The organism is Bacillus sp. Bos-x628 (assembly GCF_040500475.1).
In the GTDB taxonomy this organism is placed as follows: domain Bacteria; phylum Bacillota; class Bacilli; order Bacillales; family Bacillaceae; genus Bacillus; species Bacillus maqinnsis.
Genome location: NZ_CP159358.1, coordinates 1,851,329 through 1,875,847 on the forward strand (window position 1 = coordinate 1,851,329; position 24,519 = coordinate 1,875,847).

13 protein-coding genes and 1 riboswitch are annotated in these 24,519 nt (G+C 41.7%); of the genes, 4 read left to right on the top strand and 9 right to left on the bottom strand.

Features of this window, described 5'->3' with window-relative positions:
• Window positions 1–8: 8 nt before the first annotated feature.
• The 7 genes from ABVJ71_RS09590 to ABVJ71_RS09620 all read right to left on the bottom strand — a co-directional run bounded on the left by ABVJ71_RS09590 (window position 9) and on the right by ABVJ71_RS09620 (window position 19,240).
• The gene (locus tag ABVJ71_RS09590; protein ID WP_353853829.1) at window positions 9–10,727 is read right to left on the bottom strand and encodes an amino acid adenylation domain-containing protein; all 10,719 of its coding nucleotides are present in this window, start codon (window positions 10,725–10,727) and stop codon (window positions 9–11) included.
• Window positions 10,728–10,878: 151 nt separating this feature from the next.
• Window positions 10,879–10,969: riboswitch (cyclic di-GMP riboswitch) on the bottom strand.
• Between the two features lie 367 nt (window positions 10,970–11,336).
• The gene (locus ABVJ71_RS09595; RefSeq protein ID WP_353853830.1) at window positions 11,337–12,140 is read right to left on the bottom strand and encodes an ABC transporter permease; all 804 of its coding nucleotides are present in this window, start codon (window positions 12,138–12,140) and stop codon (window positions 11,337–11,339) included.
• Window positions 12,133–13,002 (bottom strand): ABC transporter permease, encoded by an 870-nt coding sequence (locus ABVJ71_RS09600; RefSeq protein WP_353853831.1) that lies wholly within the window; start codon window positions 13,000–13,002, stop codon window positions 12,133–12,135. Before ABVJ71_RS09600 ends, ABVJ71_RS09595 begins: the two co-directional genes overlap by 8 nt.
• Window positions 13,002–14,099 carry an ABC transporter ATP-binding protein gene (locus tag ABVJ71_RS09605; protein WP_353853832.1) on the bottom strand — a complete coding sequence of 366 codons (1,098 nt, stop codon included), beginning with the start codon at window positions 14,097–14,099 and terminating at the stop codon, window positions 13,002–13,004. Before ABVJ71_RS09605 ends, ABVJ71_RS09600 begins: the two co-directional genes overlap by 1 nt.
• Window positions 14,100–14,107: 8 nt before the next feature.
• A complete protein-coding gene (locus tag ABVJ71_RS09610) occupies window positions 14,108–15,193 on the bottom strand; it encodes an ABC transporter substrate-binding protein (RefSeq protein ID WP_353853833.1) in 1,086 nt (361 codons plus the stop codon).
• Window positions 15,190–17,181, bottom strand: a complete 1,992-nt coding sequence (locus ABVJ71_RS09615) for a hydantoinase B/oxoprolinase family protein (protein WP_353853834.1) — start codon at window positions 17,179–17,181, stop codon at window positions 15,190–15,192. Before ABVJ71_RS09615 ends, ABVJ71_RS09610 begins: the two co-directional genes overlap by 4 nt.
• Window positions 17,156–19,240 (bottom strand): hydantoinase/oxoprolinase family protein, encoded by a 2,085-nt coding sequence (locus ABVJ71_RS09620; protein ID WP_353853835.1) that lies wholly within the window; start codon window positions 19,238–19,240, stop codon window positions 17,156–17,158. Before ABVJ71_RS09620 ends, ABVJ71_RS09615 begins: the two co-directional genes overlap by 26 nt.
• A gap of 361 nt (window positions 19,241–19,601) precedes the next feature.
• Between ABVJ71_RS09620 and ABVJ71_RS09625 the strand changes: the two genes are divergently transcribed.
• Window positions 19,602–20,027 (top strand): NucA/NucB deoxyribonuclease domain-containing protein, encoded by a 426-nt coding sequence (locus ABVJ71_RS09625; RefSeq protein WP_353853836.1) that lies wholly within the window; start codon window positions 19,602–19,604, stop codon window positions 20,025–20,027.
• A 502-nt stretch (window positions 20,028–20,529) separates the two neighbouring features.
• On the top strand, window positions 20,530–20,916 hold the full coding sequence (gene comJ, locus ABVJ71_RS09630; RefSeq protein WP_353853837.1) for a competence protein ComJ: 387 nt from the start codon (window positions 20,530–20,532) through the stop codon (window positions 20,914–20,916).
• Window positions 20,917–21,111: 195 nt separating this feature from the next.
• Here the strand turns inward: comJ and ABVJ71_RS09635 are convergent, their stop codons facing one another.
• Window positions 21,112–21,441 carry a YckD family protein gene (locus ABVJ71_RS09635; protein WP_353853838.1) on the bottom strand — a complete coding sequence of 110 codons (330 nt, stop codon included), beginning with the start codon at window positions 21,439–21,441 and terminating at the stop codon, window positions 21,112–21,114.
• A gap of 182 nt (window positions 21,442–21,623) precedes the next feature.
• On the opposite strand from ABVJ71_RS09635, the gene ABVJ71_RS09640 reads away from it, so the two are divergent.
• Both ABVJ71_RS09640 and ABVJ71_RS09645 read left to right on the top strand, forming a co-directional pair.
• Window positions 21,624–22,496: a transporter substrate-binding domain-containing protein gene (locus ABVJ71_RS09640; RefSeq protein ID WP_353853839.1), complete on the top strand. Its 873-nt coding sequence runs from the start codon at window positions 21,624–21,626 to the stop codon at window positions 22,494–22,496.
• Window positions 22,497–22,507: 11 nt separating this feature from the next.
• Complete coding sequence (locus ABVJ71_RS09645; RefSeq protein WP_353853840.1) at window positions 22,508–23,185, top strand: amino acid ABC transporter permease; 678 nt, start codon at window positions 22,508–22,510, stop codon at window positions 23,183–23,185.
• Between the two features lie 32 nt (window positions 23,186–23,217).
• Here the strand turns inward: ABVJ71_RS09645 and ABVJ71_RS09650 are convergent, their stop codons facing one another.
• The gene (locus tag ABVJ71_RS09650) at window positions 23,218–24,516 is read right to left on the bottom strand and encodes an arsenic transporter (protein WP_353853841.1); all 1,299 of its coding nucleotides are present in this window, start codon (window positions 24,514–24,516) and stop codon (window positions 23,218–23,220) included.
• Window positions 24,517–24,519 lie beyond the last annotated feature (3 nt).

Below are 24,519 nucleotides of genomic sequence, written 5' to 3' on the forward strand. Positions count from 1 at the left end.
TCGTTTGCTTAAAATATATCCATCAGCTTTTCGAGTTCATCTATTGTGAGATCATCATCTCCCACGTCACTTGGTGTGATTTGGGTCTCATCCTGTGACACACAATGAGAAATAAGAGATTTCACATTCGTTTCTAGTAAATCTTTGAACCTCTCCATCGTGCCCTCTTCAAATTCAAGTTTGTGATAGGCAATGGTTACACTTAATACACCTTGTTCGATGAAACCAACAATATCTAAGGCATGAGGTTTTTCTGATTCGGGACTCAGTGATTGACCTGCATTCCATGAAGATCGTTTCAGCTCTCCCCCACCTATTTGTTCATCAAACTGTCCGAGATAGTTGAAGCTTACCTCTGGTGTGACGTCAAAAGGGATATCGCCCTTCATTTTGTCAGGCGTTAAGTATTTTAAGATGCCATATCCTACTCCCTTGTTTGGGATGTGTCTCAGTTCCTCTTTTAAATGCTTGATTTGATATGAAAGATCGTCTGCATAAGACATATCCAACAGCACAGGATACATGCTTGTAAACCAGCCAATTGTCCGAGACAAATTGAGTTTAGGAAAGATTTCCTCTCTTCCATGCCCTTCAAGGTGAATAAAGTGCTTGTCTTCACCTGTCCACTCTTTCATAGATAACCCTAACGCTGTCAGTAAAATATCGTTTACATCCGTATGGTAGGCTTCATGTACATCGGTCAAAAGATGTTGCGTCTCATCCTGTGACAATGTAAAATTTATTGTCTGTGCATGCAGCATACGTTGATCTGTCGTTACATGGTCTTTCTGAAGCGGTTTGACAGGATGCGCAAGAACCTTTTTCCAATAGGTGATTTCCTCTAACAGTTCATCTGACAATGCGTATTCTGTCAGATGTTGCGCATATTCTTTAAATGAATGTGTTTTATTTGGAAGCGTGAATGTCTCACCACGCTTTGACTGCTCATAAAGAACCATAAAGTCTTCAAGGAAGATACGCCATGACACCCCATCGATCACAAGGTGGTGAACTGCGATGAATAAATGATCTCCCTGTTCCGTTCGGAAAATAGCAGATTTTACTAATGGTCCCTCTGTCAAAGATATGCTCGCCTGTACTTCATTTGCTAGCTCTTCTACCTGCTGCATTTGCTGTGATTGCTCCCCATGCACTTCCATTACTTTTACTGTCACTTCGTTTTCCTGTAGCCCACGATGACGCTGTACAATACTTCCATCGGTAAATGTATACACCAGGCGCAATGCATCATGATGGACGATAAGCTGCTGGAGCACTTGTCTGGTAACGGCTTCATCCAACCCATTTGGTGCATGGAGCATAATGGATTGGTTCCAGTGATGCTGGTTGCTGAACTTTCGTTCAAAGAACCAGCGTTGAATCGGTGTAAGGATGACCTCTCCTTCGACTGGTGATTGATCGGCCGTCATCAGATCTGCCTCTTCTAAATATGGGCGGATTTCCGCAATGGTCGGGTGCTGGAATAACAGTTTCATATCGAGCTTCCAGCCTTTTTGTGTTAACCTGCTCGCCATTTGAATTCCTTTGATCGAATCTCCACCTAGGAAGAAAAAATGATCATGGATGCCTACTCGATTGACCCCTAAGACATCTGCCCAAATGTCGCAGAGAAGGGTTTCTAATTCGTCCCTTGGCGCTTCATATGCCGTTTGATTCGCCTCCATATCAGGATCTGGCAAGGCTTTGTGATCGACTTTCCCATTTACCGTTACCGGTAATTGGTCTAAACGCATGATCCATGATGGCATCATATATTCTGGTAATGTTCGTTTTAAGCTTTCTTGCAAGGTGCTCGTTTCTTCATCTGTGACAACGTATGCGGCAAGTGCGGTCTGACCGCCTGCATTTTGAACGGTCGTCACCACCGCTTCTTTCACTGAATCAAGTGCGAGTAGGTGGGCTTCAATTTCAGACAACTCAATACGGAATCCGCGAATTTTCACTTGATGGTCTTTCCTGCCGATATAGATCAGTTCGCCATCCTCTGTCCATTTGACAAGGTCACCTGTTCGGTACATGCGCTCTCCTGGATAAAATGGATCTGCCACAAATCGTTGGTCCGTTTCCTCCGGGAGATGCCAATAACCTCTCGCCAGTCCTTTCCCCGCAACGATCAACTCTCCAGGTACGCCTGGCGGCGAGAGATCATATAAAGAACTCATGATGTAAAAGCGGGTATTGGCAATCGCTGTTCCGATAGGAAGCGTGCCTTGGTTTGGTTCAATGATACCGCTTGTCGCCACAACGGTATTCTCGGTTGGTCCATAGTTATTCACAAGTGTGTAACGGACTGGCTTCACCTGCTTGAGCTTGTCACCGCCTGTGAGTAAATAGCGCAAGGAATCGTTCTCAAGCGTCATAAATTGCTCACAAAGCTGTGTCGGCAGGAATGCAATGGTGATGCCTTCTTCATTGAAATACGTATTGAGCTTGACAATATCGAGTCGAATGGCTTCATCAATGATGTGTAGTTCTGCGCCGGAAATCCATGTCGGGAACATCTCCCAAATGGAGGCATCAAAGCCAAAGCCGGCATATTTTGCGGTTCGATCTGCACTCGTCACCTCAAAGGCATTTTTGTGCCAGAAACAGAGATTGACAAGTGACTGATGTTCGATCATGACACCTTTCGGCTTTCCAGTCGTACCAGATGTGTAAATGATATAAGCGAGATCGGTCGGTTTGACATGGACGTGAACGTCCTGCGCTTCTCCTTCAAACGCCTCTTCCAAATGAAGTACGCAACCTGTGAACGGCAGTGGAACCGGCAAGTCTTTTTGTATCAAAAGCACCTCTGCCCCGCAGTCCTCCAGCATATATGCAATCCGCTGTTTAGGGTAATCGGCATCCATTGGCACAAAGACCGCACCTGCTTTCAGAACGCCAAGTAAAGCGGCTGACATCTCAAGTGATGGACGGGTGAGAATGCCTACCCGATCTCCTGGCTTTGTGCCAAGGGAGATTAGTTTCTCGGCAAGAATATTCGCCCGGCTGTTCAGTTCCTCATAAGTCCAGCTTGCGCGGCAGAAGGTCACCGCCTTTTGATGAGGTGTACTGGTTGCTTGTTGTTCAATCAGGGCATGAATGGTTTGATCTTCTGGGACTTCAAGGATAGGTCCTGACCAATCAGCAAGAAGTGTCTGTTGTTGTTTATTTGATAACAATTGCAATTGATCTAATGGTTGATCAGGTGCTGAAATCACCTGTTCAATTAGGTAAAGAAAATACTCCTTCCATTTCACTACTGATTTCTTTTGGAAGATAGACGTATTAAAATCAAAAACAAGCTCAATTTGATCGGCTGATTCTTTTCCTGTTAAGGTCAAATCAAATTTTGCCGTTTTCTCTTCAAATGACTGCGGCACAATGTGTATGCCGTCCATATTCAAATCACGTATATCGGCATTTTCCATTGAGAACACGACATCAAAGATTGGATGACGGCTTGTATCTCGTACCGTTTGTACTTGATCGACCAAATCTTCAAATGGATAGAGTTGATGTTCGTGCGCCTCTAACACAAGGTGATGAACACTTGACGCAAAATCAGCAAATGGCTGATATCCTGCTGGCTTTGTTCTCAGTGCCAAAGTATTTACAAACATACCGATCACTGATTGAATATCAGGATGGGTTCTACCAACAATAGGTGAGCCAATAATGATATCATCTTGTCTTGCCAGCTTGCTTAAAAGTGTACTGTAGCATGCAAGTAGCAGTGTATAGGTTGTACAGTTGATGGACCTGACAACCTCATCCAGCCGCTTTTTGAATTTTCCATCAATCGTAAATGTAATACGATCTCCTTCAAATGTTCGCACTTTCGGTCTTGGTAGATCTTCAGGCAATATCAGCACAGGCAGCTCCCCATGTAATTGTTGGAGCCAAAACGCCTCTTCTTTACTTTTTTGTGCAAGCTGATCTTCACTTTTTGACCAAACAGCATAATCTTTATATTGAATGGTTAAGTCCTCTAGTTGATCTCCTCGGTACAGTTTCGAAAGTTCATTGATAAGAATATTGACAGACGCACCGTCTGAAATAATATGGTGCATATCAATCAGTAAATAATGGAGATCGGATGAGACAGGAACGAGACCAACTCTTAATAATGGTGCTTTTTCTAAATCAAATGGACGAATAAAATCCCTCATCAATTGATGAATATCTTGACCGTTTTCTTCTATTCTTTCAATATTTACAGTGACATCTTTTTCAATTCGTTGAACAGGTTCATTTTGAACAAAACCAAAGCTCGTCCGGAGCGCTTCGTGACGTTGAACAAGTTGGTCTACCGCATCAGAAAATCGTTTTTCATCAAATAATCCTTCAAGCCTCAGAACAGCAGGCATATGATAGCTTTGATCGGCATTTGTTATTTTCTGAAGAACGTACAATCTTTTCTGACCAGATGTGACTGGGTAATATGCCGCCTCTGATGCTTTTTCGATCAATTTGACCTCGGTTCGATCAGCTTGATCAACTGCCAGTGCAAATGCCTCTAATGTTGGTGCTTCGAATAAAGATTTTAACGTTAATTCTACTTGCATCTCTTCATACAGCATATGCAGCATTTTCATGCCTCGTAACGAGTGTCCCCCGCACTCAAAGAAATGATCGTACCTGCCGATTCTCGGAATTTCAAGTACTTCCTCCCAAATACCTGCTAGCATACACTCTGTATCAGATTGAGGGGCCACATATTCGTTTGTCACTCGCTCACTCACATTAGGTGCTGGTAAAGCCCGTCTATCCACTTTGCCATTACCGGTCAGCGGAAACTCATTCAATTGCATGAAGTACGTCGGGACCATATATGCAGGTAATTCACGTGCCACTTGTTCACGTAAATCTGCTAAGGAGACAGACCCTTTTGCTGTAAAGTATGCACACAATGTATCATTTGATTTTGCTACAACAACGGCTTCCTTCAATTGAGGATGCCGCAACAACTGGTGTTCAATTTCTCCAAGTTCAATCCGTTGTCCTCGAATCTTCACTTGATGATCCATTCGCCCAATAAATTCAACTTCCCCATTTGATAGCCACCTTGCCAGATCGCCTGTTTTGTACATTTTTTCACCATGTCTGAAAGGATTCTCTACAAACTTCTCGCTTGTCAATTCAGGCTGACCATAATATCCTTTCACCAGTCCATCTCCGGCGACACACAGCTCTCCAGCAACGCATGGCGGCTGTAAGTGTCCAGACTCATCTAAAATGTACACAGCGGTTTGACTCACTGGCTTTCCGATTGGGACAGATCGTGCTTGTTCTTCTATTTGATTCACAGGATAATAGGTTGTGAAAATTGTATTTTCAGATGGTCCATACAGGTGAATGAGCTTGTCTTTCCCAATCGTTTCAAGTGCTGAGACGACATGAGGTACAGAAGCACGCTCTCCGCCAAAAAGAACCTTTCTCACGTGTTTAAGACTGTCCTTTTTCACATCAATCAGTAAATTAAAAAGTGCTGTTGTCATCATCAAAATACTGACATCTTCCTTCTCAATCGCTTGAGAAAGCTCATTCATGTTTAAGATCTTGTCTTTTGGCAGAACAATGAGTTTCGCCCCGTTTAATAAAGCCCCAAACACATCGAACATAAAGGCATCAAATACATAGTTTGATAGACTCATCACCGTGTCTTGATTGTGAATCGTGAGATAATTCGACTGCTTCACTGTTCTCAAAATGTTGCGATGTGTCACCATATTTCCTTTAGGCTGGCCTGTTGTACCAGACGTATAAGTAAGATTCGCCAAGTCCTCGGGCGAAATGTGTACGTCTACATTGGTTTCTGGCTGCTGTTCAATTGTCAGGTTTTCTGTTTCAATGATTGTTCCTTCAAAGGCTGTAAGCACAGAACGTTGTCGCAACACCTGATGGGTAAGTAAAAATTGTGCATCACTATCGAATAAGAAGTGTTTTACACGCTCATCTGGGAAGTCAGGGTCTATTGGCACATAGACTCCACCCGCTTTTAATACCGCCAGAACAGAGATGACCATGTCAGTTGACCGTTCAAAGAATAATGCAGCATTCATTCCTTTTTCAAAGCCATTTTCTTGCAAGTCATGAGCAAGCTGATTCACACGTCTATTCAGCTCCTGATAGGAAAGAACCGTGTCTCTAAATTGCAGCGCAGGCTCTTGACCGTATAGCTGAACCTGAGCTTCAAATTGTGTCACAATCGTTTCTTCCGCAGGATATGGTGCAGGTAACGGGTTCCACATTTGTAGCTGAACCTCTGTCTCATGATCTGACAGCAAACGATACGAACGAATGACTTCGTGAGGTGCATCGACCATCTGTTCAAGAAGATAAACGTAATGCTTCACCATTTGCTCCGCTGTACTTCGTTTAAATAACGTTGTACTATAGTCGAGGACAAAAGATAAACCATCACTTGAATCAACCGCCTGCAACGTCAAATCAAATTTGGCGATATGAAAATTGGTTTCCTCTACCTCCACTTTCATATCTCCAATTTGCTGTATAGACGAATGATCAGGCGTAACCGTAAAGACTGTATCGAAGAGTGGATGACGGCTAAAATCCCTTTGTAAATTCAGTTTTTCAAGCAAACGCTCAAATGGATATTGCTGATGCTCAAACGCCTGTACTGTCTTTTCCTTCACATGCTCGATCAACTGCGTCATGGTGGCATTCGATTCAACCTCTGACCGCAAAGGGATGGTCTGTACAAACATGCCGATCATCTCGTGCAGATCTGCATGTCCCCGACCAGCCACAGGTGTTCCTACCACGAACTCCTTTTGCCCCGTGTATTTCGCAAGCAATGTATAGTAAGCAGAAAGCAGTACCGTATACAGTGTCGTATGATGTTTCGTAGCAAGCTCCTGTAACTGATTTCTTAATGTATCATCTACTACTTTTGTGACACGATCCCCAATAAAGGATTGAACAGCCGGACGCTGATAATCTGTCAGTAGCTGTAAAGCCGGTATGTCATCGGAAAATTCCCGAAGCCAGAAGGCTTCTTCCTTTTGAAAACCTTGATCTGATAGGTGCTTTTGCCAAACAGCATAGTCTTGGTATTGGAGTGGCAATGGTTCTTTGACCAACTCCTCATAATCATCCGACAGCTCGCGCAGGATCAAATCAATCGAAAGCCCGTCTGAAATCAGATGATGCATATCGAAGAACAAAAGATGTTCCCGATCATGTATTGGCTTCAATCCGATACGAAGAAGCGGTGCACGCTCAAGGTCAAACGGTCTGACAAAATGCTTCATGTTCTCTTCCATCGTACCATCCGGCAACTTTTCTATTTGAAATTGAACTGATGAGGCTACTCGCTGACGAGGGACGCCTTTAATTGAATGGAAAGAAGTGCGCAAAATATCATGACGTGTCATTAGCCTTTCAAACGCTTTAGTCAGCCTCTTTACTTGCAGCTCTCCCTTCAATCTCACCACAGCCGGCATATGATACGCTGTACTTTGCTCCAATTGACTCACCATATACACCCGCATTTGCGATGGTGACAACGGATAATCGTCAGAAACAGTCGCTTTTGGAATGCTCGTTTTAGGCGATTCATCCGCTTGCGCAATAAACGCTGCCAATGCTACAATCGTCTGTTGTTCAAACAAAACAGACAACGGAACCTCTACATGAAATGCTCGCTGAATTTCTGTCAGCAAAGTCATTGCCTTAAGAGAATTCCCCCCTCGCTCAAAGAACGAATCGTACACACCCATTTTCTCTTGATCAAGTACCTCTTCCCATAAGCGTACAAGCTCCGCTTCCAGATCATTTCTAGGTGCAACATATACAGCACTAATAGCTTTGTCTCCTTTTAAAGCAGCAAGCGCACGTCTATCGACTTTCCCACTCACTGTGAGCGGAAACACATCAATTTCTTTGAAATAGAGAGGAACCATGTAAGCTGGAAGCTGATTTTTAATCCTAGCTTGCAGCATTTCTACTGACACGCCGTCGCAAGTGGCTTGATAATAAGCGCTCAATACCTTTTCACCGTCTGCTTCATTGACGACTAGTACCACTGCCTTATCAACACCATCTATCTGCTCAATCACTGCTTCAATTTCGCCTGTTTCTATGCGGTATCCTCTCAATTTCACTTGATCGTCCATTCTTCCAAGATAATCAATCGTGCCATCTGGAAGCCACCTGACGAGATCCCCTGTTCGATACATTGTCTCATGGGAAGAAAACGGGTCCGGCGTAAACACTTTTTTCGTCAACTCAGGCTGATTCAAATATCCCCGTCCAACCCCTATACCGGCAATGCATAACTCTCCGGCAGCACCATGCATTTGTAATTGCTGGTGCTCATTTAAAATATAAATACGATGATGACCAAGCGGTTTCCCAATTGAGACAGACCGCTGTTCAGATGCCGCTTGAAGTTCATTGAGATCAATTCGATGCACAGTCGCATCCACACACGTCTCCGTAGGACCATACACATTCCATAGTGTGAATTCAGGCTGGCACATACGAACTGCTTCAATGAGGGACTGAGCCGCTTTTTTCGGTAACGCTTCCCCGCCAATCAGCATGTGAGTCAGCGAAAGACCGTTCAAATCCTCCGCCGCCAGTAAAAGCTGCACATGTGCCGGTGTCCCGTCTGTCGCCTCTATTTGGTACTCTCTATAATAGGCTGCTAGCTGCATTCCATTTCGTGTTATTTCTCTTGGAACGATATGCAGCGTATACCCGAATAAAAGCGCGGCAAAGATTTGTTTCACCGAAGCATCGAAGTGAAACGGTGCCAAGAGCGCCATTTGAAGCTGACTTGCCCCTTGATAGATTTCATCATGTAAAGCATGGACTAAATGATGTAGCTGAAGATGCTCAATCATGACGCCCTTCGGTTTTCCAGTCGTTCCTGATGTATAAATCATATAAGCTAAATCCTGCGGTAACGCCTCATCCAGCAGCTTAGGCAGCAAGCTGTCATCTGACAGAACATCCTTTTGCACCACCATTTTCTCTGTCAGATGCGGGTATCGCTCTACTAATGACTTCTCTGTTAAAATAATGGGAGCACCTGAATCTTCTACAATATATTGGATACGCTCATCAGGTAATGCCGGATCAATCGGTACATAGGCCCCGCCGGCCTTTAAAATGCCGAAAATAGCAGATATCGCATCCGCTGTTCGCTCCATTAAAACAGCGACAGGCACGTCACGCGAAACACCTTTCATCTGTAAATATCTTGCGATTTTTACCGCCTCTTGGTGCAGTTCGCCATATGTCCGTGTTCCATTCTCCGCTACAACGGCTAGTTGCTTTGAATAAACATCTGCGGCAACATCAAACAAGTGATGAATCGGTTTCGCTTCCGGCAGTTGAAACGATTTACCTTCCGACAATTGAAGCAGATACTTTTGTTCCTTCATTGTCAGAAGAGGCAATTTCCCAATCAACTGATCAGGCTGAGAGACAGCAGCTTCTAGTAAAATGGCGAGCCGCTCAAACATCAGGCTCATTTCATCTTCGCTGAACAGCTCTGTACGGTAATCAAAATCAATAGTCAATGTATCAGTATCCCAGCGATCCTTTACATGAATAGAGATATCATTCATTCCGCTTCCGCTAAAAATTGGCTCTGTGATGAAAGAGATATTCTCTTTTTTCTGCCACTGCATAACCTGATATTCTATCGAAATATCAAAAAGGCGCCCTGTAAATCCCTCTCTCTCAAGCAAATCATTCATCAACAGATTGTAAGGGTATTTTTGGTGACGCAAGACTTTCATCTGATCAGCCATGACATGTTTCACGAAGTCAATAAAAGAATGAGACGCATGGACAGTTGCCCGCATAGGAATGGTCGACACAAACATGCCAATCATCTTTTTCTCTTTGGCATTTGTCCGGTTGCCCATAAAGGTCCCCAGTACAACATCCTCAATGCCGCTAAATCGACGTAAATATATATATACTGCGGACAAAAACAGAGATAACATACTTACTTTTTGTTCTTCACAAAAAGCACGCAATTTCTCTTTTAAAGAATCAGGAATATCCCTAGAAAACCGTTCCGCATTTAAGCTCACATGATAACCCTGATGCTGCTTTAAAGAAGCAAATGCTGGGATATGTGCAAATTGCTTGTTCCAAAAAACTTGATCCTTTTGAAATCGTTTAGAAGATTCATAGGTTTGTTCACTCATGATGTGATCAACGAAGGAAATGTCCTCAACTTCGCAAACCTCAGCCCCATGCAGCATGTCATGATATAAATCCATCATGCGATTACCCATCAAGATAATGGAAATACCATCGGCGATAATATGATGGGCTTTGCAGAACAGCCAGCATTCTTCTTCACTGATTTGAAAGACTGTAAACTCAATCAGAGGACTGTCAATCATCGCCATCGGCTTGCGAATTTGTTCTTTCGCCCACGCCCTTACAGCCTCTTCACTCCAACCGTTCACAATGCGAATCGGGCATTTCTCATATGGTTTGATATATTGAACAGGCTCCTCCTGCTCATTTTGATAAACCAGCCTTAAACGAAGAGAGTCAGTTTGGCGAATGTATTCTTGAAGAACATCAACGACCAAAGAAGGTTTTATACCTGATACTGATCTTAATCTGGCAAACCCACCTAAATTAGAAATACTTGTACCTGGATAAAACCTTTCCGTGTAGAATACTCGTTTTTGCGCATGTGTTAGCGGGTAATATACTGTATTCATTCTCATCCTCCGTCTCTTCTCTGTTTTCTCCACCAATGTGACACCCTGCATCCTCTATACCAAAAGAACCAAGTCTATTTCATTAAAATAGAAGGAAATAATGGAAAAAAGGAGCCCACCCCGAATAAAACGGAGGGACTCCACTTTTTCATTCGGTAGCCTGCCGACCATAGCAAAGAAGCGTTTCACCTTAGGACATGGCTTTGCGTCTCTACGTTTCCATAGATTTGCCTTTTTCTTCTTTTCTTTTAGATATTTTCTATTTACGTACACTTTATATGAAATGATTGTTTTTTTCACCGAAAAATGGGTGTAAAGATTCATGCGTTTTGCCGAAAGTAGAGCACAAGAATTTACGACATTTACCGAAAATAATTAATAATAGTTGCGTTTTGCCGAAAATAAATGAATGAATACCGCAAAGATGTCATGTTTTTCCTTGATTTTCTTTATGATCCCCATGAATGTAGGAGAGAAGCTCCTTTTATCCCTCCCATTTCCTTAAATCTTAAGTACTATATTTCTTAAAGTATTGAGTATTTTTAACATGAGCATGACAAAAAAAAGAGCTGCTTTTTAAAACAGCAGCTCCTTGTTTCTTCATTATATTTACATAACCTTAGACAAACCGATCGTTTTCTCAATGATCAGTAGCGCAATGATAGAAATGATGATAAAGATGACTGATATCGCATTGACACTCGGATCAAAAGTCTGCTCAATATAATTAAAGGTTCTCACTGGAATTGTAATGGTTTGTGGAGATGACACAAACAAACTAATGGAGATTTCACCAAATGACGTGACGGCCGAAAACACTCCGCCTGCAATAATCCCAGGCTTAATTAAAGGTAGCGTAACTCGAAAGAACGTGCGAATGGGTCCAGCACCAAGATTCATTGAAGCCAATTCAAGCCGTGGATCAAGATTGGATACACTGACCCCCACCGTTCGGACAACATACGGAAAACCTATAATGATATGACCAATGACAAGCGCCCATATCGACCCTGTAACACCCATTGCCGTAAACAGGTAGAGCATCGCAATTCCTAAAACCACCTGTGGAATCATTAAAGGTGACAAAATAAAAGCCTGAATGGCTTCCTTTCCCTTAAAGGAAAGCCTAGCCAAAGCATACGAAGCCATCGTTCCTAGTAAAACAGTAAGAGGTGTGACGATCAAAAGCAGAATGACACTGATACGCAAAGACTCCATCCATTCAGGGTTTGACACCACCGCATGAAACCAGCGCACTGATAGCGAAGTGGGCGGGAATTCAGGAAAAGCATTTGGACTAAAAGCAGAAAGGACAATGACAAGAACAGGTATTGTTAAAAACAGATAAACCAATAATCCAGCAGTCCAAATCAAGATCGAGAGCAAGCGATTGCCTATTGACTGTTTACGCATGCATTCTCGCCTCCCAACGCTTTAACAGATAGCTTAATAGACTGACCACCGCTAACACACAAACTAGTAAAGTAAATGACATCGCTGCAGCAAGCGGTAAGTTATACACCTGCATGACCTGCTGGTAAATAGAAAGCGGCAGGAGCGGCTGCATTCGTCCACCTACTAAAAGCGGGGTAATATAGCTCCCTGCCGCCAGTGAAAAGACAATAATGGCTCCAGTAATCATTCCCGGAATCGTGAGCGGTAATGTCACATGAAAAAAGGTCCGCATACGTCCAGCACCAAGACTCATAGATGCCTGCCTTAAATGAAGATCCATATCTGTTAAACTCGTCGCAATAGGGAGCACTGCAAACGGCAGCATAACCTGTACATAAGCAATAATGACCGCATTCATATTCCACAGCATAGATAATGGTTGCTCAATTACATGCAAATCTATTAGTATGTCATTAATCAGACCATTTTGCGAGAGAAGGACTATCCACGCAAAAGTTCGAATGACAACACTTGTAAGCAAAGGCGAAACAAGTAAGATATAAAAAAATGCCCGTAATTGTCGATTGGGAGCCTTTACTAGCACATACGCTGCAGGATAAGCCATCAATAAACAAATGACCGTTGTCTGAAGTGCAACCCATACTGTACTTCCAATCGCCTTCACATAAGCGTCTGTAGAGAACACATGCATATATTGAGCAAGGCTATATGTTTGTAATGTATTCATCATCGAATCGACATCTCGAAAACTGACGACAAACATCATAACGAGTGGGGCAAGAAGAAACACGACGAGAAACAAAAACGCTGGCAGCAGCATAAACCAGTGAAACCGTTGATTCTTTTTTCTGATTCGCATTATATATGCACCTTCGAATCTAAGAAAACTAAATCCTCAGGCTGCCAATTGATATGGACCGTTTCTCCAATCGTTGGCAGTTGTGGAAAGGCTGAATCTGATGCATGCACAATGATTTCACCAATCTCAAGTTCTACCACTAAACGTAATGAATGACCGATATAACTCACATCTGCTAAAACACCTGTGACATGATTTGGTCGATCACCCTCTTGCGCTAATGACACTTCAATTCTCTCAGGACGCAACATGAGTAGATGCTTCTTTTGCTCTCCCTCCGCTTCATGTGCAGCAACCTGTAACTGAACATGTTGCCCGTTTGATTGTTTTAAATGTGGAACAGTCAATGTGGAACGAATCTCATCATATTCCGCTTCAAATAAATTAACTTGCCCAATAAATTCAGCGACAAATCGATTTTTCGGCTGACGATACACCTCTAAAGGCGTCCCAATTTGCTGAATTTGACCCTCTCCCAGAATCCCAATACGGTCCGAAAGACTTAATGCTTCTTCTTGATCGTGCGTTACGAGTATTGTTGTAATACCGACATTCCTTTGGATATTCCGAAGTTCAGTTTGCATATTTTTTCTTAGCTTTGCATCTAGATTACTAAGCGGTTCATCAAGGAGGAGGACCGCCGGCTGTGTAGCAAGTGCTCTTGCAATTGCCACCCGCTGCTGCTGACCGCCACTTAGCTGGTGTGGCATACGTTTCGCATATGTCTCTAATTGAACAAGGGACAAACTCTCCTTCACCTTTTTCTCTATTTCTGCTTTCTTCTTTTTTTGAACCTTCAAGCCGTAAGCCACATTATCAAATACTGTAAGATGCGGAAAGAGTGCATAGCTTTGAAACACCATACCGGTTTTTCTTTGATAAGGAGGGAATGTCGTCACATCCTGATCCCCAATATAGACATTTCCTTTTGTAGGTTCTAAAAAGCCGCCAATAATGTTTAGTAAAGTGGATTTCCCGCACCCGCTAGGACCAAGAAGGGAGAAAAATTCCCCCTCATTTACAGTGAGACTGATATCGTCAAGAGCAATTTGCTCGCCGAAATGCTGGCTAATGTGTTCTAAATTGATTCCGCTCATGCAATCACCTATTTTCCTCCGCCTAATACTTCGTTCCAACGATTTGTCCAATTGCCCAGCTCTGATGTAGCTGTCTCATAATCTACCCAAGTAAGCTTGTTATAATAATTCTCTCCAACCTTCACTTTGCCCTTAATCTTGTCATTGTATTTCACGTCTGAATTTGACATACCATAATAAGATTTTTCTGAGAAAGCCTCCTGAGCTTCTTTTCCACTTAAATAGTTTAATAGCTGGTAAGCAGCATCTTCATGCTGACTTCCTTTCGTTAATGCCCAGCTTGCAACCGCCGCAACCGCACCTTCCTTTGGATATGAGAAACCGATATCCATCCCTTCCTCTTCAAGCGCAAATGCACGTCCATCCCAATATGGGACTGCAACAACGTCACCACGCTCTAGTAAAGTTTGAATGGATCCTGGATTATCAGGAAAAGCCGCCACATGTCCCTTTAATTGCGCTAGGCTCTTAAATGCTTTATCAACATCCTTAGGATTTGATTCTGTCCCCCCTTGAGCGTGAACAAGCGCAGAGAAAAATTGCAGTCCGGCTGAATAGGTTGGAGAAGACATCGCAATCTTCCCTTTTAACTCGCTGCTCCATAGATCCGTCCAGCTATTTGGTTCCTGTTTGACAAGATCTTTTCTATAAGCAATCCCTAGCTGCCCCATACTAAAACCTGCTGCATATTGCTTCCCATCAACAGTGAGTTTCTTTTGAACAGAGCGATAAAGCTTTTTCACATTAGGTGCTTTCTCTTCATCAATAGGTTCAAGGACATTTGCTGCGATTCCTCTTTGAATGGTATCAGGCTGTAAGATGAGCAAATCATACGGCGGATTTTTACCGTTTGACGCTTTTAATTTCGTGAACCATTCCGAATCTGCACCGGAGACAGTTTGAACTTTGATTCCAGTGTCTTTTTCAAACTTTTTAAGAATCGGTTTTATGTTCTTTTCCCAATCACCGCCGTATACGCCAACGATGACGGTCTGCTGCTGTTTATTTTGATCCTGTCCATTACCACCGCAGGCAGTCAGCAAAAATACCATTGATAGAACTCCTGCAAAAATGACTGTTACCCTTCTTATCATGATTCATTTCCCCCTTTTTGTTGACTTATTTGACGAAGTGCTTGAATTACATCTGTCTTCGTTAACGGTTCATTTCTATTACTGAAATGTGCATGAACTTTGTGTTTATAGTGCGTACGTTCATTTGCTGGATATGTACGAAGAAGAATGGCCAATTCACTGCTTGCTTCGTCTGTCCATACTTTCTCATAAGCCGCTCTTTGTTCTCCAAAATCCCAAAAGACATCAGAAGATGCAGAAGCATGAACATTTTCTCGGAGCTCACTTGTTTTTTGGTCATCGACCTTCCATTCATTGTTTGCCTTATAGACTTTGACACCATACTCTTGTAGAGCTCTTTCTTTACTTAATAGACCTGCTTCTACTTCCTGAAGAACTTTTTCTTTTTTCCTAGTGAATGGATTTCCCCATCCTCCTCCACTTGGAGATGTCAATTGAACGATATCCCCTTTTTCAAGACGCAGGACGTCAATTTTCGGCTGGTCTATTTCTTCCCCATCTTGTGTGACGAGCTTTACCTTACCAACTGTTCCTGCTCGACCGCCCATTAAACCCCAAGGTTGGAATTTCATCCGTTCCATTCCTCGTGCTGTCACCATGGATTCTGGTTTTAGCATTTCAAATTCCAAACCAATGGCATGTCCACCTCTATTTTCCCCCGCACCTCCAGTGTCAGGTAAAATTTCATATCTATGAACATGAATATCAATGTGCTGTTCCAAACTTTCAATTGGTGTATTCTTTAAGAATCCTGATGCATGATCAATACCGTCAACTCCATCAGCACCTTTTTGAGCACCACCACCTCCGCCTAACGGTTCGACAACGGACATTTTTCTCCCACCTGTTTGATCATCAAAAACAGAGAGAACGACAATGGCTGATTGACCTGCACCAGCTGCTGGAACAGCCTCGGGCAATCGTTTACCAATTGCACCAAGCACAACATTGTACAATCTCATCGTAATAGCATGCCTGATACCAACAGACGCTGGATATTCCGGATGCACAAGCGTCCCTTTGGGGGAAATAACTTCTATCGGATAAGTTATACCACCATTGATCGGTATAAATGGATCTTTACTAATGATGTAATTAATCAGCCCTTGATATAGGAAGGAATGTTTCTGACCGTTGGTGACAAGATTAAATGCTGTCTTTACTTGTGGATCACACTCAGAAAAATCCAGCGTCAATTGTTTTCCTCTGACAGTTAGTGTGACTTTTAATCGAATAGGGACGTCTGAAATCATATCATCATCCAAATAGTCAGCGAATTCACTTGTTCCATCAGGAATTGCTTCAATCACCCTCCCTGCACGATCTTCTGCTTGCTTCAGCAAATCAAACATTCCTTGCTTTACTTCATCTTTTCCAAATTTCTCAATCATTTCTTTTAAACGAATATCCGCTGTATGAACGGCTGCTATCATGGCATTGATATCGCCATCATTTAGATGACTTGCCCGGCTATTGGCTCTTAAAAAAGATCGAACCACTTGATTCTCTTTCCCTGCTTCATAAATTTTGACGGGCGGGATTCTTAATCCTTCTTGATGAATATCGGTAGCAGTTGGTGAAATGCTTGAAGGCACAAGTCCCCCAACATCACTTACATGTACGAAAGACCAAGCATAGCTAATGATTTCATCCTCTACAAAAATTGGTTTAATGATATGGACATCTGGAAGGTGAGTAGCTAAACCATCTGTCGTGTAAGGATCATTTGTGATAATCATATCTCCATCCTGCAGAGGACCGCTTTCTTCAACGGCCTTTTTTATATTAAGTCCTAAAAAGATTGTCACACCGACAGTCTTCGGATAAACAAAGAAATCTCCAGATGGTGTTGCTAATGCTGTCGCAAAATCAGCAGATTCTTTTACAAAGGTTGTAAATGACGTCCGTTCGATGACATGCCCCATACCAGATGCAATGGCATTAAAATAACTACGCATCATCTCAAGCTTTGCTGGATCGGTTTTCATGTAAAGCCACCTCCCTTGAAATCACCAAGTTTCCTGAAAGATCAACTTCTCCTATCCAATTCGGCAAGATCAGTGTTGTTGTATCGTCCTGCTCAACAATGGCAGGTCCATTTACAATAGAGCCTATCTTTAAAGCGCTCCGCTTGTAGATCGCTGCTTCGTACTCTTTTTCTTCTATAAAAATACGTCTATGTTGATTCGGCTTCAAAGACTGTCCACTGCTTTCATCAATTGATGAGAAAGGAAGCGGCGGAGTCTCTCCTATGATTCGAACCCTTAAATGAGTAAATTCAATTTTTGCTTGATCATCTCTATGTCCGTATTGACGATCGTGTAACTCATGAAACGCTTCAATGAGATGATGAACGTCTTGTTCTTGATTTAGCCAATGAGCAGATAACGGTAATTCAATTTCAAATGCTTGCCCTTGATAACGTGCGTCAGCCAATAATAGAATGGAAGTTTTCTTGATATGATGGATGTTTTGCTGAAGGAACCAATCCGTCGCTTTTCGTGAAAGTAGCTCGTAATCATGTTTTAATTGTTCAATTGTATAATCTTGCAAGCATATCTTTTTAGATAAAACAGCGTCATGAATAAAATCAGCTGTTAGAGCTCCTAGAGCACATAATGTTCCAGGACTAGGAGGAACGACTACATTTTTCGCATGTATTTCTCTAGCAAGGAAATTTGCCAAAACAGGTCCGGCGCCGCCAAATGCTAATAAACTAAAGTCTCTTGGATCAAAGCCTTGCTGCTCCATGACATTACTTAATTCCGTGTACATATTGGCTACAGCGACTTGAATAAGCTGGTCAGCAGCCTTTTCAATCGTTTTATCCAACAGATCAGCAATTGGTTGAAACGCCTTTTTCGCAGCAGAAAGTTGCAATTGTAAATGTCCGCCGGCAAAACTGTCTTGATTGAGATAACCGCAAATGAGAAATGCATCTGTTAAAGCAGCTTTCGTACCTTTTCCGTATGATGCCGGACCAGGCTGGGAACCGACTGATTCAGGTCCTGCCTTTAACAAACCGCCTTGATCAATCCAAGCCACAGAACCACCGCCTGCACCAATTGAATACATCGCAACAGATGGAAGAATGATCGGAAAGCCTGATAACTGGTTGGACTGAGCCATTGTTGGTTGTCCATTTTGGATAATAGAAATATCTGCACTCGTACCGCCAACATCAAAAGTAATCAGGTTAGATTCGTTCGCAGATGCTGCAATTCTTGCAGCGCCGATAACGCCAGCTGCCGGACCAGAAAAAAGTGTTTTGACAGGTGAGATTGCTGCACTTTCTGCATCCATTAAACCACCATTTGATTGAGTAATGTATGGAGAAAGCGGTACACCTTCTTCTTTCAAACGAGTTTCCAAAGTTTTTAAATAATGTTTCACCTTTGGTTGAATGTACAAATTGATAACAGACATCACTGTACGCTCATATTCTCTCATTTGTGGCCATAATTCAGATGAAGTAAGCACCTCTAGCTGCGGGAATCGATTGTTTATATAGGCTTTGGCCTGTAATTCATGAACTGGGTTTTGATAACTATGTAAAAAAGAAATGATAATACCTGCTAATTTTTTAGATATGACCTGCTGTACAGCTTCATCTAACTGCTGCAGATGAAGAGTTTTTTTTATTGTACCATCATGTAATAACCTCTCTGAGATTGGAAATACATGCTTTCGTGGTATCAATGGTTGTGGCAAGCGAGAATTGAAGTCATAAGGAATTGGAAGGCGCAAACGCTGTAATGACAATATATCTTGAAAACCTTCCGTTACAAAAAGTGCTAAATTGGCCCCTTTCCGTTGTAATAAAGTATTCAGACCAATTGTCATCCCATGCACAAGATACTGGATTTTGGATAAATCAATGCCCCTTTCCTTTAGGAGATTTAAACCATTGATAACCCCTTGAGCTGGGTCATCTGTCACTGTCGGTGTTTTGAGTTCCGTGAGCTCCCCTGTTACTTCATTTATCAGCGATAAATCAGTAAATGTTCCGCCTATATCTATTCCGAGCCGATAAGAGACATCCGCCATTTGTACTCCCCTCCTGCAATGTAAATGGGATTATCATTTGTTAGATGACGACATTTCATGATATTTGACTCCATATTAATAAAGCATATCGGTCTAGTCAATTTTATTTTTCGGAATTTTCCGTATGTTAAAATCTTGAAATTAGCTCAAAAAGCGATAATAAAGCCGTTTTGTTGATCAATAAACGTTTAATATCCATCAAATTTAAAATTTTTATTATTTTATACAAACAATGAACACCTTACATGAAGAAAAAACGTTTTTCATATTTTAAAAGACGTTTATTCAAATACAGGAGAAATTGTTAAGTCATTCTGCTATACTTCTTTTTACAAAATAAAAAGAAAGAGAGCTAGCATCTATGAAACTTCTCAAAATCATTCTCTTGCTTTTATTAATTATCATTGGCTTAGCTACAGGCTATATCCAGCTAGATCAAGGTAAACAGGAGACTCAATCATCTTATGACAAAATCATTCACTTTCCATCAGATCGATATCCAGAAACAGCTAAGCATATAGAAGAAGCAATTGATGAAGGTCATTCATCCATTTGTACAATTGATCGTGCAAATAGCGATGAACAGAGGGATCGTTCACTTCATAGTATCCCAACAAAACGAGGATATGACCGAGACGAATGGCCAATGGCGATGTGTAAAGAAGGCGGAACAGGTGCCTCTGTGAAATATGTGAGTCCCTCAGATAACAGAGGAGCAGGTTCTTGGATTAGCCATCAATTGACAGATGATCGTGACGGCACAAGAATTAAATTTATCATTGATTAGAACCTTTATCGTTACTCAATTAAAAATTTACATATAACTGTATCACGGAGTTCAAACACTTTTTTATGCCAATAATCTTATGAAGGGTATCCTAAATTAGATTTAAAAGGAAAACTGGAGTTTAGTCCAAAAATTATGTTGACATTTTTATGTGCTAGTCATATTTTCAACTGTTGTTGACTTTGTGGTGCACCGTGAAAATAACAGAAAATATAAAGCAGATGGACACTGAAATAGCAAGAATACACCTATCTAAAAGAAGCAATTGTTGGCTCATAGCAAATAAAAAATGGCAAGCTCTACGAAGGAAAAATACACAAATCAATGATCATTCAACATTAGTTATCGTTTGGCGGATCATACTAGAGATACCATCATGATTTTTCAAGAAAACACTCATGTCACAACGAATGTCATATTAGATGGAAAAAACGCTGTTATATAAGAGGTGACAAAAACATAGCAGGGAACATCATCTACTAATGAATAAAGGAGTTTTCTCATGAATGATTTGAACAATGTCTATTCTCTATCTATCTCTTATCACCAAATAACCGTTTATTCTGGAGACGATACTCCTCCTGTCATTCATTGGACAAATGATGCCATTCATCTAGGATTCGCAACTGGAGATAACGGTGTTTCTTTTGAAGGTGTAAACAATGGACAAGCCTCTATCATCGTGTCATTAGATCACCTTGAACATCTATCTTCTGTGGATAGAGCGGTGACAGTGCCCTTTACAAATTCAAGTAATTATATTCATATCACAAGCGTCATGTCACAAATTTTGACATATCCAATTCCAAAAGGAGATTATCAGCTTACATGCTATACCTCACTTCAATCTGATCAAGACATTTATTATTTCCATTTTCAGAGCAAATAATTTTCAGGCTGAATATTCAATTACTGTAGATCATATCGATCAAGCCACTTTACTGCAAAGTCAACAGATTCTCTCATGGAAAATAAATACGTATTTGCCAACCCGACTTTACCATTCTGATGGTTAGCGCGCAGGGCTGACAACGAATGCGAGGTTTGTCTACACGCTGAAACCGGCATGATGATGCCGGCTAGTTTATGGGTGATGATGCTGTGGCTTTTTTAGTAATGGAACAAAGCCATTGTTTTTCAAGTGATTGTAATGTTCATCCATCCGTTTGGTGATATGTGTTCCTTGTTCCTTTGTTAATACACCATATTGCACATATTTCTCAATCACTTCTTTTCGTTTTGAAAGAATTTGTTGCTCGAGTGCCTCAATTTGCTTTTGTTGTTCAGTCGTTAATTTCACTTGATGCGTCACCGGTCGCTTTTCCATTTGAGGCGTTTCTCCATGAGCAGTTACAGCACTAAAACCAAATAACATTATCATTGATAGAACGGTGGAGCCACATATTTTTTTCATATTTGTTGTTCCCTCCTTTATTCGGCTTTATTTTTTACGCACCTTCCTTTTTTATACATTATTATGTGCAATCAAATTGCACATAATATTCTTACTTTTTCACATTTCGTCTGAAAACGTTGTCCGAACGGAAAAAGCGTGCTATGTTTTGTTTTGTATAAAACATAGAGGAGGATTCTTAAATGAGTCATTTTTATCATAGAAAACCTATATGGATGATGCTAGTCGTATCTGCACTCATGCTCGTCATTTCTGCATGCAGCCATACAGGATCATCTCAATCTGACGAATCAACATGGGATCAAATGAAAAAGAAGGGGAAAATTGTGGTTGCTACCTCTGGAACACTTTATCCTACTTCTTATCATGATACATCCAACGGCAAAGATCGCTTGACTGGCTATGAAGTTGAAGTTGTCAAAGAAGCCTTCAAGCGCCTTGATGTCAAAGTGGAGTTTAAGGAAATGGGCTATGATGGCATGTTAAGCGCCATTAATTCTGGTCAAGTAGATGCTGCTGCAAACGATATCGACATCACTGATGATCGTAAGGATAAATTCGCTTTTTCTATTCCTTATAAATATTCTTACGGAACCGCTATTGTACGTAAAGATGATTTATCCGGAATTAAAACCTTGAAAGATTTAAAAGGGAAAAAAGCGGCTGGTGCCGCAACAACCATTTACATGGATGTCGCTCGTAAGTATGGTGCAAAGGAGATCATTTATGATAATGCCACCAACGAGCAATACTTAAAGGATGTTGCCAATGGCAGAACCGATGTCATTCTCAATGACTATTACTTGCAAAAGCTGGCTCTTGCTGCATTTCCTAAATTGAATATTACCATTCATCCTGATTTAAAATACATGCCGAATAAACAAGGTTTTGTAATGAAGAAAGACAACACAGCGCTTCAAAAAGAATTGAATCGTGTGTTAAAAGAAATGAAAAAAGACGGAACAATGAAAAAGATTTCCGAGAAATTTTTTAATCATGCGGATGTTTCAAAGAAAATTGATACAGATGTCGCAGATGTCGACATTTCCAAATAAGGAGCCTTGAAGTGGGAGATATTCATTTAGAATATATATTTAACCCTGCACTGGCAAAGGCGTCGTTTCCGTTTGTCATGAAAGGCATCTGGCTGACGCTACTCATTTCCTTTGCCAGCATGTTTTTTGGCACGATTCTAGGTTTTTTTATTGCATTAGCAAGAATGGCGAATTCATGGATACTGCAGCTTCCTGCACGGCTGTATATTTCATTCATGAGAGGAGTTCCTATGCTTGTGATCTTATTTATCCTGTACTTCGGATTTCCTTATATCGGCATTGAGTTTACAGCTGTAACAGCAGCTATTATTGGGTTCAGCTTCAATAGTGCCGCTTATATCGCAGAAATCAATCGTGCAGCCCTCTCCTCTGTACCGAGCGGTCAAGTTGAAGCCGCCAAATCTCTAGGTCTTAGCTATTGGCAAACCATGCGTGGTGTCATCCTGCCTCAATCAGTACGAATTGCACTGCCGCCACTGACCAATGTCATGCTCGATTTAATCAAAGCCTCTTCTTTGGCAGCGATGATTACGGTCCCGGAGCTCTTCCAGCAAGCAAAAATCGTCGGCGGACGCGAATTCGACTACATGACCATGTATATTTTGGTTGCAGTGATTTACTGGGGCATTTGCAGTGGTATTTCATTGGTGCAAAACGTTTTAGAAAAACGTTTTGCGAAATATCTTTAACAAAAAAAGAGCAGATCCAATGAGTCTGCTCTTTAATGTATCAGCCATAACCACACATATAACCCCAATAAAGTGAGGATCAATGTCGGGATGGTCAGAATAATTCCAGCTTTCATATATGCGCTCCAAGAGATATGGACACCTTTTTTCTTTAAGACATGCAGCCATAGCAATGTCGCCAATGAACCGATTGGGGTCATTTTAGGACCAAGATTTGAACCAATGACATTGGCATAAATCAGTCCATCTCTCAAGACACCTGTTGTGTTCGTATGACCAATTGCGATTGCATCAATTAAGACGGTGGGAAGGTTGTTCATCACAGAGGACAACACAGCGGCAAGCACGCCCATAAACATTGTCCCTGCAAGTAAACCATGTGATGCTCCTTGTTCAATCCAAGCAGCTAAGATTTCTGTCAAACCGACATTCTTCAGTCCATACACCACCACATACATGCCAATAGAGAAGAAAACAATGGACCACGGTGCTTCTTTGATCACACGTTTCGTCGCCACTTGTGGGCTCTTTTTAGCTAGCCATAAGAAGATCATGGCAATGACTCCTACAATGATAGACACCGGAACACCAGATAGCTCTCCAGCAAAATACCCAACAAGCAAAAAGCCCAGCACATACCAAGACAAGCGGAACATATGGACATCTTTAATGGCAGACGCTGGTTCCTTTGCTTGTGTTACATCGTATGTTTTCGGGATGAGCTTTCGATAAAACACATATAGGACAAGGATACTTGCCCCAATAGATACGAGGTTTGGAACAAACATATTCGCTGTATATTTTAGAAAGCCAATATGAAAATAATCTGCTGATACGATATTGACAAGATTGCTGATTACAAATGGCAATGATGTCGTATCTGCAATAAATCCACTCGCCATCACAAATGGCAGCACCATACGTTCATCCAGCTTCAGAGCTCTGACCACAGATAACACGATGGGGGTGAGAATGAGTGCAGCTCCATCATTAGCAAAGAAAGCAGCGACAACTGCGCCGAGCAGTGTTAAATAAACAAACATGCGTACACCATTGCCTCTTGCCGCTTTTGCCATATGCAGTGCAGCCCACTCAAAAAACCCAATTTCATCTAAAATTAATGAAATAATGATAATGCCAATAAAAGCAAAGGTCGCGTTCCATACAATTTGTGTCACTGCCCATACGTCGTCCAAATGAACAACACCAAAGATAAGGGCAAGAATGGCCCCACCACATGCTGACCATCCAATGGTTAAACGTCCTGGCTGCCAAATGACAAGGACGAGGGTCATGATGAAAATCACAATGGCCAAGGTGACTGATCCCAAAGT